Below are 16,522 nucleotides of genomic sequence, written 5' to 3'. Positions count from 1 at the left end.
GATCACCGTCACGGAAGACGCCCTGATTTTTGTTCAAGTTTCTTTTCTTCCGACTTCACTCGACGTTCCAGTTTTTTAATATCTTCTTCAGGGGGCAGTGCTTCAGGTTTTATACCCCGTTGGCCCAGCATTTGACGCACGCTGGTATTATTCTGGATATGTTCATGAGTGATCGCTGATTCCCCTTGCAGATCGGCCTGCTGCACATTGTGGTTCGTCATTTCGGTTGCCAGATTTTTCGCAGCGATGGTTAATGTCGGCAGGAAATCCGCCAGGGGGCGGGCGTCAATGATGCCGAATTTTTCTTTCATTGCCATAGTGGTATTTCCGCCAAATAACGCGGAGTCGCCTTTGGAACGTATACGCCCGAACCCCGCCTCATCTACGCCTCGCTCGAAAATATTATCCGAGAGGGCTTTCTCGGATGCTTTGAGTTTATTTCGGGCCTCCATGCGCCCTAGAAGACGGATACGCTCTTCAATCACTTCCTGTTTGCGGGTCTGAACTGCAAAATAACTTTGAGCGAATGCAATGGGCTCTTTTCTTGGATCGCCATTTTGTGCAATGAGGTAGCAGGCGTAACGCGTGAGCATGAAATCCTCGATCACCCGCCCGGCGCCACTACCAATAGGAACCATTTTCGTGACGCCACGAAAATGGTTTTTGGGATCAACCCCTGTAGTCTGGCACGACTCGATGGCTCGTTGAATTGCAGTGAGAAAGTTCTCCCAACGGGCATAGCCCAAAGGTTCCTGCAAGTCTCGTGCAAACCAGAACTCAACCTCCCCATCCTCTGGATGGTTTCGGACGAGTGCGTCAAAGTTTCGCTGCATTTGATGGATTATTTCAGTATTCATAATATCCTTTACCCACCAGTATATCCAATCCCGGCCGCCCCGGTCTATCTGCACAAGAACAATTTTTAATCAGCGAAACCGTGAGGACACTTCCCCGTATGGTTACTCACAACTTGACCTCCCCCTTCATCCGGAGCCAGTATTCGGTCACTTGGTTGGGATTCAGTCGTTTTCTGTTGAGCTGTCCGAAGGCGCCAGTATGCGCTTGGCACCAGATTCTGCTTACACCGATATCAAAGGGACTATCGATTGCGTCACCCACCTTTTTAACTTAGGATTGTCCCTGCGCCTCTCTCAACGCATTGAAGGTGACAAGGCCCAGGCAAATAAACAGTTCAAAAACAAGCAGCTGTTCCCTTTCCGGAAAAAGGCCACGCACCATGGGGCCAACCTTGTCCAGCGTGAATCGATCGGAATCGAAATCGGGGTGTAGCGCAGAGCGGCCTTTATCCTTTGCCCGCCGACAGACCTCTTTTACAAGAGATTGCCTCAGAACACGTTCTGACTCGCATCCCTGCGCGACTATGTCGCTGCCCGGCCACCCACCGTAAAGCATATCGTAATCGCCACTATCAAGGTATCGCCGTATTTGCTGGTCCGGGGTCATGGATAAGGAACATATAATTAAACGCACTTCAGCTCAACGTCCCTTTGCCTCACTACGAACTTCAAAGGCCCGCGTATACGTACGCGGGTCTTTGAGTTTGCGACGGGTGGCGGCCGGCGTCCCCGGCGGCCGATTAAGCGAAGCGCTAAGGGCGAATCGTTCGCCGAGACGGCGAACGCCACCTGAGCTTCGCGCGGAGTTTGGATTCTTAAACCTATCCGAGGAATCCCTATTGGCATGGCGCCGACAGAGCGGCGCCCTCCATTCAAGAACTAGCTCCGCCAGACCCTGTGCTCAAGCCCTATTTGCAAGCTTGAGCATCACTTCTAGCAACCTGCATTCCCCGGCGGTTAGAGGATCAGCATGCAATCGCCATAGCTGTAGAACCGGTATTGCTCTTTGACCGCTTCGGCATAGGCGTGACGGATCAGGTCGGTGCCGGCTAAGGCGCCCACCATCATGATCAGAGTGGATTTCGGAAGATGAAAATTGGTCAACATAGCATCCACCAGTTTGAATGGGTATGGCGGCGTGATGAAAATGCGGGTGCGTCCGCTGCCTGGGCTGATCTCTCCCACCGCGGTCGCCGCCGTCTCCAGCGTTCTGACGACGGTACTCCCCACCGCGACCACCCGCCCTTTACTGAGCTTGGCCTGCCTGATCGCCTGCGATAGTTCGGGGGTGACCTCATACCGCTCCGACTCCATCTGATGATCGGCAATCAACTCGGTTTTCACCGGCTTGAACGTCCCCATCCCCACATGCAGGGTCACCGTACCATGGGCCACGCCCTGCTGGTTCAGGCGCTGCAATAAGGACTCGGTAATGTGCAGCCCGGCAGTCGGCGCGGCCACCGCACCCGGCGCCCGGGCATACACGGTTTGATAATAGATCCGATCACTAGATAAGGTCGCCTGATCCGGCACCTTGGGCCGCTTGATGTAAGGTGGCAAGGGCGGAATGCCGACCTCTTCCAGAACGTCCAAAACGGAACCCTCACAGTGAAGCGAGACCATGATGCCCACGTCCCCGTCCCACTCCATGACTTCAGCGTGAATCCGGCCCTCCGCCATAATCAGGTGTGTCCCTGCAGCAGGACGTCGGGATGACCCGCACAGGGCATGCCATTGGCCATTTTTCATGTCTTCAAGCAGGAGGAGCTCGACCCGGCCGCCCGTTTTCTCCTTATGTCCATAAATCCGGGCAGGTATCACACGGGTATCATTGAGCACTAAGAGGTCATTGGCCTTCAGGAAGTCAGGCAGATCGCGCACCGTATGATGTGCCAGGGTTCCGGTGGCGCGGTTCACCACCATCATGCGGGCGGACTCACGATCCAGACGCGGCTCCTGGGCAATCAGTTCAGGGGGCAAAACAAAATCAAACTCGGAGGTCTTCAGGTTGGTATTCATCACTCTTTTCCCCAGCGTTCCCATGGCCGGCCAAATGACTGGTAATAACGGAGAACGGTCTTTACATAAGCCCGGGTCGTGGGATAGCTGATGACCTCGGTAAACGCCTGCGAGTTCGTATCCGTCAGCCGGTCCCAACGGACCGCATTGGAGCGGCCGGCATTATACTCGGCCAGTGCATAGGGAATGGGATCCGCCTCGGTATTCCAGCGCCGGAGCGCACGGCCCAGATACCAGGTCCCCGCCAGAATGTTGGTGCCGGGATCCATCAGGCTCTCCGGATCGAAGGCGGGCACCTTCTCCACTTTGGCCCATTCCCGTGCACTCCCCGGCATGATTTGCATGAATCCCAGTTCACCGGCTTTGCCGCGGCACAGGGGATTAAAGCGCGTCTCCCGCCAGATCACGGCCGCGATCAGCCGGGGGGGAACCTGATAACGGGCCGCGGCGGCATCAATCCACTCACGATGGCGGTAATAGCCCATCTCGTATCGATAGGCCAGAAAGCCGGCGGTGATCAGGCAAACCAGTAGCCCGGAAATGAGAAGAACGCCCTGGGTGGCCCGGGTCACTGCGCTCATCCGCCGAGGCTGCCGATATAACGTTCCGCCTCAAGCGCAGCCATACAGCCGGTCCCCGCCGCCGTAATCGCCTGCCGGTAATGGGCATCCTGCACATCGCCTGCGGCAAACACACCGGGAATATTCGTGACGGTATGCCGGGTGACCAGGTACCCCGTCTCGTTCATATCCAGGATCCCCTTGAAGGGCTTCGTATTGGGTTCATGGCCGATGGCCGCAAACATGGCCATCACAGGAATCTCGGTCACGGCGCCGGTCTTGAGGTTTTTCAAACGCAGCCCGGTCACCTCGTTACGTGACACATCCAACACTTCGTCCACCACGGAATCCCAGTGAATCTCGATTTTCGGATGGTTGATGACGCGGTCGGACATGATTTTCGAGGCACGGAATTCATGCCGCCGGTGGATCAACGACACCTTAGAGGCAAACCGCGTCAGGAACAACGCCTCTTCCATGGCCGTATCGCCCCCACCCACCACTGCAACGGGAACATCGCGGTACAGGGCACCATCGCAGGTCGCACACGCCGAGACCCCGCGCCCCATCAGCTTGGTTTCCGACTCGATCCCCAGATACATGGCCCGGGCTCCGGACGCGATCACCACCGTCAACGCCTCCAGCACCTTGCCATCCTCGAGCACCAGTTTCCGTGAGTTGCTGGTAAAATCCGCTTTCACCACTTCGCCGGAGATAAACCGTGCACCGAAACGTTCCGCCTGCTCCCGCATCTTCATGACCAGCGTGCTGCCATCAATCCCCTCGGGAAATCCGGGAAAGTTCTCCACATCGGTGGTGGTGGTCAACTGCCCGCCGGGCTGGATCCCTTCGATCACCACCGGCTTGAGATTGGCGCGCGCCATATAGATGGCGGTGGTCAGGCCGGCCGGGCCGGTTCCGATAATAATTACATTTTCCATAATCAGGTATACCGTAAGATTTCTTCAACGGTCGTATAGCCGTCGAGAATATTTTTAATTCCATCCTGCCGCAACGTGCGCATTCCCAGCTGAATCGCCTTGTCCCGGATCACCAGCGTGGGCTGCCGCTGATTGATCAATTCCCGGATCGGATCGGAAATGCTCAGGTACTCATAAATCCCTTTTCGCCCTTTGTACCCGGTATTGTTGCATTGACCGCAGCCGGTTCCGTAATAGAAATTCTGATCCCCCACATCCTGACGCGTCAGCCCCAACCGCTCCAGCATCTTGTCTTCCGGCTTAAAGGCCGTCTTGCAACTGTCGCAGACCTTACGCACCAGGCGCTGGCCGACGACCGCCTCCATGGTGGAGGAGATCAAATAGGGTTCCACTTCCATATCAATCAGACGGGTGACCGCGCCAGCGGCGTCATTTGTATGGAGGGTACTGAAAACCAGATGCCCGGTGAGGGAGGCATGAATGGCGATATGCGCCGTGGTCAGATCCCGGATTTCACCGATCATCAGCACATCGGGATCCTGACGCAGGAAGGCGCGCAACACCCGCTCGAAGGTATTGCCGATGGCATCATTGACGGGCACCTGAATGATCCCGTCGATCTCGTACTCAACGGGATCCTCCGCGGTCAGCAACTTCGATTCCGTGGTGTTCAAGCGTCGCAAGGCGGAATACAACGTGGTGGTCTTGCCGGATCCCGTGGGACCCGTCACCACGATAATACCGTTGGGCTTGTCCAGATCGAGCAACAGTTTTTTAAGGATGTCATCCGGCATCCCCAGGTTGTCGAGATCCAGCGACACGACGCCGCGATCCAGAACACGGAGCACCACGCTCTCACCAAACTGCGTGGGAAGGCAGGACACACGAAAATCGATCTGGCGCCCACCGATGGTCAATTGGATACGGCCATCCTGGGGCAGCCGCCGTTCCGCAATATTCAGGCCGGACATGACCTTCAACCGGGAAATCACGGGAAGTGCCAACCGTTTGGGGGGCGGCGCCATTTCATACAAGGCCCCGTCCACACGATACCTGATCTTGAATTCATTCTCAAAGGGCTCAAAATGGATATCCGAGGCCCGGTCCTGCACCGCCTGATACAACATCAGGTTCACAAACCGGATGACCGGGGCGGAGCCGGCCGCTTCCTCAATGCCCCGGGTATCCTCGGCGGTGGCATTCAGCTCAAGGTACTTGTCGGCCTGGTCAATTTCCGATTCAAGCGCGTTGAGCATGTCGCTGACCGAGGTGCTCTCATCCCCGTAGAGCTGGTTGACATGCGCCCGGATATCCTCCTCGCGCGCCATCACCAGGGAGATGTCCTTCGTCAGCACAAAGGAGAGTTCGTCCATGGTGGACGGACTCATCAGGTCACAGGTCGCCAAGGTCACGGAATTGATGCCCCGCTCGACAGGGACGACCATATACATCCGCGCCACACTGGCGGAGATGGAATGAACGACTTCCGGGGGGATATCGGTCGCCGCCAGGTTCACCACGCGGGTCCCCAGGCTTTCGGCAATCATCTTCAGGAGCGTGTCCTCGGGACACACATCCATATTGATGATGATATCCCGCACGGGCTTGCCGCTACGTTGATGCTCCTCGCTAATTTCCTGGAGCTGTTCGTTAGTCACCAGGCCATGTGACTCCAGCAGCTGAAGAATCAGTTCGTTGTGATGAACATCCGGCATAGGTCAATTACCTTTTCTTGTTCTTATGAGCCTCTTCCAGCTTCAACACGATGGACTCCGGGTCCTGGGACTTGGTGATCAGATCCTCATAGGTGATCCGTCCCGCCTGATACAGGGCCATCAGGTGCGCATCCAGGGTAATCATCCCCCACTTGGCGCCCGTCTGGATTTCCGAGGTGATACGATAGGTCTTGCCCTCCCGGATCAGGGATTGAATGGCAGGCGTGGAGATCATGATTTCAAACGCCGCCACCCGGCCCGGGGCGTCCGCCCGCACCATCAGCAACTGCGAAATCACCGCCACAAGTCCCGACGCCAGCTGGGTCCGGACCTGGGCCTGCTGCCCCATGGGAAAGGCATCCACAATCCGGTCGACCGTACGGGCCGCCCCCGTCGTGTGCAGGGTGGCGAAGACCAGATGACCGGTTTCCGCCGCCGTAATGGCCGCCATCATGGTTTCCAGATCGCGCATTTCACCGACCAGAATCACGTCCGGATCCTGACGCAGGGCCCGGCGCAGGGCCTCACCGAACGAGGGCACGTCGACCCCGATTTCACGCTGGGTGACGACGGACTTTTTGTGCGGATGATAATACTCGATGGGATCCTCAACCGTAATGATATGGAGGTCGCGCTCTTCATTGATGAGGTTCAACATGGACGCCAGCGTCGTGGTTTTGCCCGAGCCGGTGGGCCCGGTCACCAAAATCAACCCGCGGGGCCGGAAGATCAACTCCTTGACCTGGGGCGGCAACCCGATGCCGTCCAGCGACATCAGCTTGGTGGGGATCTGGCGCAGGACCATGCCGACGTTCCCCTTGGCCTTCAAGACGCTTACCCGGAAACGGGCGACGGTACCGAAGCCGAACCCGAAATCCGTGCCCCCACCCTCCCTGACGCGTTGCTGATGATCTTCCGAGGTGATGCTCTTCATGAAGCGCTCGGTATCCTCCGGCTTCAACACCGAGGCATCAATGGCCTGCATGCGGCCATGCAGACGGAGCACCGGCGGAACCCCCACCGTGAGGTGCAAGTCCGAGGCCCCTTCATCCACGACCAACTGGAGCAGTTCGCTCATCTCAATCTGGCTGCTATCAATCATTAGAGGGCATCTCCCATGGTGGCTCGCAACACTTCGTCCAAGGTCGTGGTTCCGATCACCACTTTCCGCAACCCGTCCTCACGCAAGGTCCGCATTCCCAGTTCGCGCGCTTTCTGCCGGATCTCGATCGAGGAAATTTTGCCGAAAATCATGCGCTGGATTTCATCATTGATGATGAGAATCTCGAAAATCCCCGCCCGGCCTGAATAGCCGGTCAGCGCGCACTTGTTACAGCCACGCCCGCGATACAGCTGGACCCCGGCAAACTGCTCGGCGGCGGCGCCAAGCAGCAGCAATTCGTTCGCCGTGGGTTTATGCTCCTCGCGACAATGCTCGCAGACCGTCCGGACCAGCCGCTGGGCGATAATGGCGCGCACGGAGGAGGCCACCAGGAACGGCTTCACGCCGATGTCCTGCAGTCGCGTAATGGCGCTCGGGGCATCGTTGGTATGTAGCGTACTGAACACCAGATGTCCGGTCAGCGCCGCTTCGGTCGCAATCCGGGCGGTTTCGTTATCCCGGATTTCACCGATCATCACGATATTCGGGGCCTGACGCAAAATCGAGCGGAGGGCGGAGGCGAACGTCAGCCCGATATCCTCCCTCACATGCACCTGGTTGATACCCGACATCTGATATTCAACCGGGTCCTCTACGGTGATGATTTTGCGGTCGGGCTTGTTGACGAAATTCAAACACGCATACAGCGTGGTGGTTTTGCCTGAGCCGGTCGGCCCCGTGACCAGGATGATGCCATCCGGCAACCCGATCAGGCGGGTAAAGGTCTCCTGGTCGTCCGCCAGGAATCCGAGTTTGGGCAGTCCGAGCGCCAGGTTCTGCTTGTCGAGAATACGCATGACGATACTCTCCCCATGCCCGGTGGGAACGGTGGAGACACGCAAATCCAGTTCACGGCCCTTAACGTTCACCTGGATACGGCCGTCCTGCGGAACCCGCTTTTCAGCAATCTTCATGTTCGCCATGATCTTGACACGGCTGATGATCGCCGCCTGCAGACGCTTGGGCGGACTGTCCACCTCCTGCATCACCCCGTCAATCCGGTACCGGACCCGGAAGCGTTTCTCCAGGGGTTCAAGATGGATATCAGACGCGCGGTTCCGGTGGGCTTCGTAGATGATCAGACTCACCAGCTTGATGATGGGCACATCGGACTCGGACACATCGACATCTTCGCGCAGATCCGCGCGGCCGGAACTCACCATGGCCACCGTGCCCTCGGTGAGCTGGTCAATCATGGTCTCCATCGAGGCTTCGGTCGCATAGAAACGGTCCAGCGCCACCGTGATTTCGGCCGGCAGGGCCACCACGCCCTCGATGTCGCATTTCAGCAGATAGCGCAGGCTGTCCAGGGTGTCGACTTCCAACGGATCCCCGATGGCCACCGTCAGCACCTTGTCATGCTTGGACACCGGCATGACCTTGTATTTGCGCGCAATCTCGACCGGCACGGCGGCAATGGCCTCGGGGGGAATGTGCAGGTTCACCAGGCTGATCATTTCCATGCCGAACCGGCTGGAAAGAACGGATAGAATTTCTTCAAAAGAGAGGACCTTGGTGCTGATGAAGGTATCCACCACGGTGCTATGCATCGGCATCTGCCGGCGAGCCGTCTCAACCTGCTCGTCAGTGATCAGGCCCTCTTCCTTAAGAACCTCCAGAACATATTCGTCGTTTGAGGTCAAATCACAATCCTCTCAGATCTAATTGGATGACGCACTGCACAACCCGGAAACACAGGACTCTACCACCATCCCGTGTACCGGTCAATTGGACAACTTCTTTTCCAGCAGACTCGCGGCCATCTGGGGGTTGGCTTTCCCCCTGCTCAGCTTCATGACCTGCCCCACCAGGAATTTCATCGCGGCCGCCTTGCCGTTCCGGAAATCTTCGACGGATTTGGGATTGTCCGCAATCGTCTGATCCACCACGGCCTCAATCGCCCCGGCATCACTGACCTGGGCCAGACCCCGGGCGGCGACAATCTGTCCCGCCAGCCCGCCGTGCTCCAGCATGATGGCAAACACCTCCCGGGCGGTATTGGAATTGATCACCTTGGCATCCGTCAGGTCAACCAGCTCCGCCAGCGCCGCCGGCGGGATGGCGAAGGCGTCAATGGAAATCCCCTTTTCAGTGAGCGTCCGGAGCACATCCGTCATCACCCAGTTCGACACCGCCTTGGGGTTGCGCGAGACCCGCGCGGCCGTTTCAAAGTAATCCCCCACGGCCTTGTCCGCCGCCAGCACCTGGGCGTCATAGTCGGGCAGCCCGAATTCGCTGACGAACTTTTCGCGGCGCTGGGCGGGCAACAAGGGGAGCGCGGCGGCCCAGCCGGCCACCAGCGAGTCAGGCAGGGCGATCGGCATCAGGTCGGGTTCCGGGAAATAGCGGTAGTCATGGGCATCCTCCTTGGTACGCATCGAAAACGTCTGCCCCTTGTCCACATCCCAGCGCCGGGTTTCCTGGCGGATGAGCCCGCCGCCGCGGACCTCCTCCTGTTGCCGTTCAATTTCATAATGGAGGGCGTTATAAATCCCCTTGAAGGAATTCATATTCTTGATTTCCACCTTGGTGCCGAAGGCCGCCTGTCCTTCGGGCCGGACGCTGACATTCACGTCGCACCGCATATTGCCCTCTTCCATATTGCAATCGCTGACCTCGGCATACACCAGGATCTGCCGCAACGTCTGGAGATACGCGAGGGCCTCATCCGGACTTTCCATATCGGGTTCCGAGACGATTTCCATGAGGGGGACCCCGGCCCGGTTGTAATCAATTCCGCTCCAGGTGGCATAATGCATGTTCTTCGCGACATCTTCCTCCTGGTGTATGCGCGTGATGCCGATCCGTTTGGCCTGGCCACCCACCACAATGTCCACCCCGCCGCCGAGGCAGAGCGGTTGGTCGCACTGGGTGATCTGGTAATTCTTGGGCATGTCGGGATAGAAATAGTTCTTCCGGTCGAACTTGCTGAAAGGATTGATGCGGCACCCCAGCATCAACCCGGAGATCACCGTCCAGCGGATGGCCTCGCGATTCATGACCGGCAGGCTCCCGGGATAGCCCATGCACACGGGGCAGACGTGCGTGTTGGGCGCGGCCCCGAAGTCGGTGCTGCAGGCGCAGAACATTTTTGATTTCGTCTTCAGCTGGACATGGACCTCCAGCCCGATGGTTACCCGGTAAGTTGTCATAATCGCCCCTGTGTTCCTGCGTTCTCCATGGCCACGGCCGAGCGCCGGGTCCGCCAATCGGTAGCCTGTTCAAAGGCATACCCCGTCCGCAGAATGGCCTCCTCGCCCAGCGCCGGGCCCATCACCTGAAGGCCCACGGGCAGCTGCCCGGCTGCCATGCCGCAGGGAACCGACAAGCCGCAAATCCCCGCCAGATTGACGGGCACCGTGAAGATATCCCCGAGATACATCTGTAGGGGGTCCGAGGTGTTCTGGCCAATCCGATAGGCCGGAGTGGGCGCCACCGGCGAGAGAATGACGGAGCACTGTTTGAACGCCGCCTCGAAATCGCGGCGGATCAGCGTGCGCACCTTCTGGGCGCGCAGATAAAAGGCATCATAGTAACCGCTGCTCAATACATAGGTCCCCAGAATAATCCGGCGTTTCACTTCCGGACCGAACCCTTCCGCCCGCGTTTTCTTATAGAGATCCAGGGGATCGGTCGCCCCTTGCGCCCGATAGCCGTAGCGCACGCCATCAAAGCGGGAGAGATTGGCGGACGCTTCCGCCGGCGCAATGATGTAGTAGGTATCCACAGCGACACGGGTATTCGGCAGGGAGACTTCCACCACCTTGGCCCCCAGGGTGCGGCACACCTCAATGGCCTCCTGAACACAGCGTTCCACCTCCGCATCAAGCCCTCCCACAAAATATTCCTTAGGCAGTCCGACCGTTACCCCTTTCAAATCCTTGGTCAGGGCGGCCTGATAGTCAGGAACCGCCGCCGGCAGGGTCGTGGAATCGGCTTCGTCCAGCCCCGCCATGATCTGCAACAGCAGAGCGGCATCGCGGACATCCTTGGTGATCGGCCCGATCTGGTCGAGGGACGAGGCATACGCCGTCAGTCCGTAACGGGAGATCCGGCCATAGGTCGGCTTCAGCCCGACGCACCCGCAAAAGGAGGCGGGCTGACGCACCGAGCCGCCCGTATCGGAGCCCAGGGCCGCCACACACTCATTGGCCGCCACCACCGCGGCGGAGCCGCCGCTCGAGCCGCCGGGGACACACTCCAGGTTCCACGGGTTACGGGTAATGCCATAGGCTGAGTTTTCCGTGGAGGAGCCCATCGCGAACTCGTCCATATTGGTGCGCCCGACAAACACCGCGCCCTCCGCCCGGAGCCGGGCAATGGCGGTGGCATCATAGGGCGACACGTATCCCTTCAGGATTTTCGAGCCACAGGTGCAGGGCTGGCCTTTGACGTTCAGGACATCTTTAACGGCGATCGGGACCCCCAACAGGCGTCCTTTCGCGCCCCGGGCACGGGCGGCATCCGCCGCACGGGCCTGTTCCAGGGCATCCGCCTCATCCAGCGTCAGGTAGCCATGGATCCGGCCATCGGTCCGGCGGATGGCCTCCAGCACGGAGTGCACGACCTCCTCCGACCGGCATTCGCCGCGCTCCAGGCGCTCGAGAACTTCATGAATCGTAAGGGTGTTCAGCATGGGGCTCACTCCACAATGGTTGGGACCATGACCAGTCCGGCGGATTGCTCAGGCGCGTTGTTCAAAATCACATCCCGGTCCAGCCCCGGCCGCACAACATCCTCCCGGAAGACATTCTGAATGGGCGTCGCATGCGCCATGGGCTCGACCGCATCCACGTTCAACGCGCGCAGCTGGTTGAAATGCTCGACGATATGATCCAGCTGGGATTGAAACTCCACCACTTCCCCATCCGTCAGGTTCAGGCGCGCCAGATTGGCGACATAACGGACATCCATCTTCTTCGCTGATTGTGCTTTATCGTCAGTCATAAGCAAATTTACGCTCCAGGCCCTTTTGGCTCAAAAGCCTGCATTCTCCAAAACATCACTAGCCCTGTCAACAGCCGTGCTTGAAAAAATGGAGGCAAATGCTGACCGGAGGCCGCATGCCACTACCGTAGCGCTTATACTTAGACACACAGCCGGACGAGAAAGATTTACCACGGAGACGCGGAGATTTGGAGAGAGCCGGAAATGCAAATGTGGCGTTTATTTCGTCCCCATGAGTACATGTGGCCGAAATAAACGCCACGGTTTCCTTGAGGAATACAGGAGTGCTTTTCGATGCCTCAAATAACTCACCGCAGGCAAGCTCACGGCACGGCAGGTCATCTTTAATTCCTCTTCCTAAGTGATATTTCTCCAGAAAACCGGCGCGGGATTTTTAATTTCGGTACTCCGGAATTACAAATGCCGCGCCATTATATTTGTATTCTCTCTCTAAAATCTCCGCGTCTCCGTGGTAAAATCCTATATCCTCACCGGGTTTTAGAAGCGCCTGCCCTGATCCGGTGCGAACAACCCCTTGACTCTTTAGGGATCTGCCGCAATAAATGGGGCGATGAATGCCAAACCAGTCATTGCGTTGACGATGGGCGACCCTGCCGGCGTAGGCCCCGAACTCTGCCTGCGCATGCTCGCTGACCCCGCAGTGCTGGCATGTTCCACCCCGGTCATTTTCGGCGATGTCAGGTTGCTGCGCCGGGTGGCCTCCGCCACGGGGCTTCCGCTCCCCGGTAGCGCAGCCCTTCGCGACCTTCCCTGCGACGGCTTGGATGCCGTCATCCCCGGCACCCTTTCTTCCGCGTGTGGCGCGGCGGCATTCCGCTTTATTGAGACGGCCATTCAAGAAGCCATGGCCGGCCAAGTCCAGGCCATCGTCACCGCCCCGATCAATAAGCAAGCCCTTCATCTGGCCGGTGTCCCCTACCCCGGCCACACGGAAATGCTGACCCGCCTGACCGGTGCCAGCCGCAGTTGTATGATGCTCAGCTCCGAAGCCATCACCACCAGTCTGGTGACCACCCACACCTCCCTGGCCTCGGTCCCGGGCAAGTTGAGTATTTCCGCCATTCTTGACACCATTCAGCTTACGGCTGAAACCATGCGGCGGTTACGCCGACATGAACCCCGCCTGCTCGTCTGCGCCCTCAACCCCCACGCCGGCGAACACGGCCTCTTCGGGGATGAAGAGGCGCGTTTCATCGAGCCCGCGGTTGCTCAAGCCCTGCTACAAGGCTTGAGCATTGAAGGACCGATCCCACCGGACACCGCGTTTTTACCCGACCGGCTCGCCCGCACGACGGCGCATATCTGCATGTATCATGACCAGGGGCTGATTCCCTTCAAGATGCTGGCCTTTGAGACCGGCGTCAATATCACCCTCGGCCTGCCGATTACCCGCACCTCACCCGACCATGGCACCGCCTTTGATATCGCCTGGACAGGCAAAGCCAATCCGGCCAGTATGCGCCAAGCCGTTTTGTATGCAGTTAAATTAGCCAGTTAAGAAGGAGATCCTATGAAAGTCGTTGCATTTAATGGAAGTCCGCGTCCGGACGGAAACACCGCGCTCCTGATCAAGCAGGCCTTTACAGTCCTCCAACAGGAAGGGATCGAGACCGAACTCATTCAGGTGGGGGGCCATCTCCTTCATGGCTGCGTGGCCTGTTACCAATGCGGGATTAATAAAAATGGACGCTGTGTGCAGGAGGATCCGGTCAATGAATGGATTGAATCCATGCGGGAGGCCGACGGCATTATCCTCGCCTCGCCGACCTATTTCGCGGATGTCACCTCGGAGCTCAAGGCCCTGATTGACCGGGCCGGCTTTGTGGCGCGGGCCAACGGAGGGCTCCTGAAGCGCAAGGTGGGCGCAGCCGTGGTAGCGGCCCGCCGGGCGGGCGGTATCCATGTATTCGACACCATCAACCATTTTTTCCTCATCCAGGAAATGGTCGTGCCCGGCTCCTGCTACTGGAATATGGGATTTGGCCGCGACAAAGGCGAAGTCTCCCACGACGAGGAAGGGCTCAAAACCATGACGATTCTCGGCGAGAACATGGCCTGGCTCTTGAAGAAAACGCGCTGATGATACGCGAAACAGGTTGTGTGGGAGGGGACCTCAGCAATGGGGCTCTCTATCCCGAAGGCAATTGATTTAATTCAGTTTTGACGGATCAAACAATCTGGAGCTGTGATATACCGTAAGAATTTCTACGCAATACCCGCGCAACCTATAGACAATTCGGTAATTGCCGAGAATGACTTCACGAATGTCTGGATTGGTCACTTCGGGCACTACTCTTCCGATCTTCGGAAAAATCGAAATCCGACCAACAACATCCAATATATCGGTGGCGAAGAGGCAGGCGTACTCCGGCGAGTCATGGGCAATGAACTCAGTGATGGCTTGCAGATCATCTGAAGCCTGCTCAGTCCACTTCACCTCAGCCATTTAGCCATCTTCTCCCTGACCTGGCCATGGGTAATGGTTTTCCCGGCATCCGCTTGTTGGATGCCGCGCTCGACCTTTGCCATGAATAACAACCGTTCCATGACATCCTCAATCGAACTGTCTTCAGGGAGATCCTGCACAGCGTGAAGTACTCTGTCTTTAGTTGTCATGGTTAAATACTAGCATTTAGGTTAAATTCCGCAATAACATCTCTGCGCCAACGGCTACGTGTTATATCGTAAACTATTTCAACTATTTCCCTATCACTGGGTGTTTTCCTCCGAATTCATCAACCGCTTTTTGTGCCATAGCGCGCAGGAAGGCCGCGTCATGGCTTCCGATGGCATCGGGAACGTAAGTGATTTGCGAAGTATTCCGCCCGTAAAGGAATGCAAACCAAACACATGCCTGCAGATACTGGCCGCGCAGATTCAAATGGATCGTATCGCGCCAGATCTCCAGTTCGGTGGTCTCGCGGTTCTTGTGATAGCCCATGGCTCCAACGACGTCGCCCGCCTGACTCGGCAGATCTGGCCAGCGAAGGGTCTTAAGTACCGCCGGGTCATACGGGACAAAGTTGTACCCCTGATGAATCCGGGTCAATTGGACTGCATAGCCGGAGGGGATAATTCGGAGATCACCGAGTTCGCGGGAGAGTTTGCGGTACGCCTGGGTCAGGCGCTCATACATGCCGTCCTGGCCGATCCCCCACTCTCCCCCTTCGGGCAGGCGCGGATCGTCGGCACGGTAGGCCCAGGTCTGCTGGATTACGATCTCTGCCTGCGGAGCGAACTTCCTGACATAAGCGCAGAGATTGCCGGCAAACGGCTGATAGGTTTCCGGCCGCCAGCTGGCGTGACTCGCCTGCTGGATGGTGACGATGTCCCACGGTTTCTGCGCAAGAATCTCACGGAGTTTGGACCGGCGGTCATGGTACATCCGGCAGTTGGGATCCCGCTCCTCGTCCTCGACGTAGCCCCAGTGGCGGTGGAGTTCGCAGCCACCATGGTTGGCGCCCTCGAACTGGAGCCAGCATCCGGCTGACTCGACAATAGGCTGCCAGTAGGTGCGCAAACTGTCCGTGAAACTGTTTCCGATCGTCAACACTCTCAACCGGTCAGGGGCGATATTCATGTTACACATCATTTCCTATTTGAATTTCTTTCCGCCGCAGGCGCTATCAATGCATTTATATTGCCCACCTCTTCTTTAGCGGATATAACGTAGCACATCTGAAGATACATCTGAAAGGAACATCATTATGAGCAAAGCCGTATTAATTCTTCTGGCCGTTGTGGCCGTCATCGTCTTCATGTTGATCAGCATTTACAACAAGCTGGTGGCGCTCCGGAATCTTTTCAAAAATTCGTTTGCGCAAATTGACGTGCAATTGAAGCGGCGCTACGACCTGATCCCCAACCTCGTGGAAACCGCCAAGGGGTATCTCAAGCACGAACGCGGAACCCTGGAAGCCGTCATCACCGCCCGTAATCAGGCTTATTCCGCCAGCCAGAAAGCGGCGGCCAATCCGGCCGATGCCGCCGCCATGCAGGGGTTGATGCAGGCCGAAGGCCAGATGGCGGGTGTGCTGGGTCGTTTGATGGCCATTTCCGAAGCCTATCCCGATCTGAAGGCCAATCAGACCATGCAGCAGTTGATGGAGGAATTGACCTCCACCGAAAACAAAATCTCCTTTGCGCGTCAGGCCTATAATGATGCCGTCATGATGTATAACAATGCGCGCGAAACCTTCCCCAATGTCCTGATCGCCAACTCCTTCGGCTTCACCGCCGCCCAGTTGTTTGAGATCCAGGTCCCCGCAGAACGCGAAGCGACGAAGGTGCAGTTCTAGTC

17 protein-coding genes are annotated in these 16,522 nt (G+C 57.7%); 4 read left to right on the top strand and 13 right to left on the bottom strand.

Annotation, left to right across the window (positions count from 1 at the left end):
• Positions 1–8: 8 nt before the first annotated feature.
• Positions 9–857, bottom strand: a complete 849-nt coding sequence (gene dinD, locus WCS52_03350; GenBank protein MEI6166207.1) for a DNA damage-inducible protein D — start codon at positions 855–857, stop codon at positions 9–11.
• A 199-nt stretch (positions 858–1,056) separates the two neighbouring features.
• Between dinD and WCS52_03345 the strand changes: the two genes are divergently transcribed.
• Positions 1,057–1,290, top strand: a complete 234-nt coding sequence (locus WCS52_03345) for a hypothetical protein (GenBank protein ID MEI6166206.1) — start codon at positions 1,057–1,059, stop codon at positions 1,288–1,290.
• A gap of 524 nt (positions 1,291–1,814) precedes the next feature.
• On the opposite strand, the gene queA is transcribed toward WCS52_03345, so the two are convergent.
• The 9 genes from queA to gatC form a co-directional block, all read right to left on the bottom strand.
• Positions 1,815–2,876 (bottom strand): tRNA preQ1(34) S-adenosylmethionine ribosyltransferase-isomerase QueA, encoded by a 1,062-nt coding sequence (gene queA / locus WCS52_03340; GenBank protein ID MEI6166205.1) that lies wholly within the window; start codon positions 2,874–2,876, stop codon positions 1,815–1,817.
• Positions 2,876–3,457, bottom strand: coding sequence for a lytic transglycosylase domain-containing protein (locus WCS52_03335; protein ID MEI6166204.1), 582 nt, complete (start codon positions 3,455–3,457; stop codon positions 2,876–2,878). Before WCS52_03335 ends, queA begins: the two co-directional genes overlap by 1 nt.
• Positions 3,454–4,377 carry a thioredoxin-disulfide reductase gene (trxB, locus tag WCS52_03330; GenBank protein ID MEI6166203.1) on the bottom strand — a complete coding sequence of 308 codons (924 nt, stop codon included), beginning with the start codon at positions 4,375–4,377 and terminating at the stop codon, positions 3,454–3,456. Before trxB ends, WCS52_03335 begins: the two co-directional genes overlap by 4 nt.
• A gap of 2 nt (positions 4,378–4,379) precedes the next feature.
• On the bottom strand, positions 4,380–6,092 hold the full coding sequence (locus WCS52_03325) for a GspE/PulE family protein (protein MEI6166202.1): 1,713 nt from the start codon (positions 6,090–6,092) through the stop codon (positions 4,380–4,382).
• 7 nt (positions 6,093–6,099) lie between these two features.
• The gene (locus tag WCS52_03320; protein MEI6166201.1) at positions 6,100–7,194 is read right to left on the bottom strand and encodes a type IV pilus twitching motility protein PilT; all 1,095 of its coding nucleotides are present in this window, start codon (positions 7,192–7,194) and stop codon (positions 6,100–6,102) included.
• Positions 7,194–8,897, bottom strand: a complete 1,704-nt coding sequence (gspE, locus tag WCS52_03315) for a type II secretion system ATPase GspE (GenBank protein MEI6166200.1) — start codon at positions 8,895–8,897, stop codon at positions 7,194–7,196. Before gspE ends, WCS52_03320 begins: the two co-directional genes overlap by 1 nt.
• Before the next feature lie 81 nt (positions 8,898–8,978).
• Positions 8,979–10,406, bottom strand: a complete 1,428-nt coding sequence (gatB, locus tag WCS52_03310) for an Asp-tRNA(Asn)/Glu-tRNA(Gln) amidotransferase subunit GatB (GenBank protein MEI6166199.1) — start codon at positions 10,404–10,406, stop codon at positions 8,979–8,981.
• Positions 10,403–11,890, bottom strand: coding sequence for an Asp-tRNA(Asn)/Glu-tRNA(Gln) amidotransferase subunit GatA (gatA, locus tag WCS52_03305; GenBank protein ID MEI6166198.1), 1,488 nt, complete (start codon positions 11,888–11,890; stop codon positions 10,403–10,405). Before gatA ends, gatB begins: the two co-directional genes overlap by 4 nt.
• A gap of 5 nt (positions 11,891–11,895) precedes the next feature.
• Positions 11,896–12,201, bottom strand: coding sequence for an Asp-tRNA(Asn)/Glu-tRNA(Gln) amidotransferase subunit GatC (gatC, locus tag WCS52_03300; GenBank protein ID MEI6166197.1), 306 nt, complete (start codon positions 12,199–12,201; stop codon positions 11,896–11,898).
• Positions 12,202–12,772: 571 nt separating this feature from the next.
• On the opposite strand from gatC, the gene pdxA reads away from it, so the two are divergent.
• Both pdxA and WCS52_03290 read left to right on the top strand, forming a co-directional pair.
• A complete protein-coding gene (gene pdxA / locus WCS52_03295) occupies positions 12,773–13,720 on the top strand; it encodes a 4-hydroxythreonine-4-phosphate dehydrogenase PdxA (protein MEI6166196.1) in 948 nt (315 codons plus the stop codon).
• 12 nt (positions 13,721–13,732) lie between these two features.
• Positions 13,733–14,302: a flavodoxin family protein gene (locus tag WCS52_03290; GenBank protein MEI6166195.1), complete on the top strand. Its 570-nt coding sequence runs from the start codon at positions 13,733–13,735 to the stop codon at positions 14,300–14,302.
• 69 nt (positions 14,303–14,371) lie between these two features.
• On the opposite strand, the gene WCS52_03285 is transcribed toward WCS52_03290, so the two are convergent.
• The 3 genes from WCS52_03285 to WCS52_03275 form a co-directional block, all read right to left on the bottom strand.
• The gene (locus tag WCS52_03285) at positions 14,372–14,668 is read right to left on the bottom strand and encodes a type II toxin-antitoxin system RelE/ParE family toxin (protein MEI6166194.1); all 297 of its coding nucleotides are present in this window, start codon (positions 14,666–14,668) and stop codon (positions 14,372–14,374) included.
• The gene (locus WCS52_03280; protein ID MEI6166193.1) at positions 14,656–14,838 is read right to left on the bottom strand and encodes a hypothetical protein; all 183 of its coding nucleotides are present in this window, start codon (positions 14,836–14,838) and stop codon (positions 14,656–14,658) included. Before WCS52_03280 ends, WCS52_03285 begins: the two co-directional genes overlap by 13 nt.
• An 82-nt stretch (positions 14,839–14,920) precedes the next feature.
• A complete protein-coding gene (locus WCS52_03275) occupies positions 14,921–15,802 on the bottom strand; it encodes a DUF4886 domain-containing protein (GenBank protein ID MEI6166192.1) in 882 nt (293 codons plus the stop codon).
• Between the two features lie 127 nt (positions 15,803–15,929).
• On the opposite strand from WCS52_03275, the gene WCS52_03270 reads away from it, so the two are divergent.
• Positions 15,930–16,520 carry a LemA family protein gene (locus WCS52_03270; GenBank protein ID MEI6166191.1) on the top strand — a complete coding sequence of 197 codons (591 nt, stop codon included), beginning with the start codon at positions 15,930–15,932 and terminating at the stop codon, positions 16,518–16,520.
• The last annotated feature ends 2 nt before the right edge of the window (positions 16,521–16,522 follow it).

The organism is bacterium, assembly GCA_037128595.1.
GTDB lineage: Bacteria > Verrucomicrobiota > Kiritimatiellia > CAIKKV01 > CAITUY01 > JAABPW01.
This window is presented reverse-complemented; position numbering and strand designations above follow the sequence as displayed.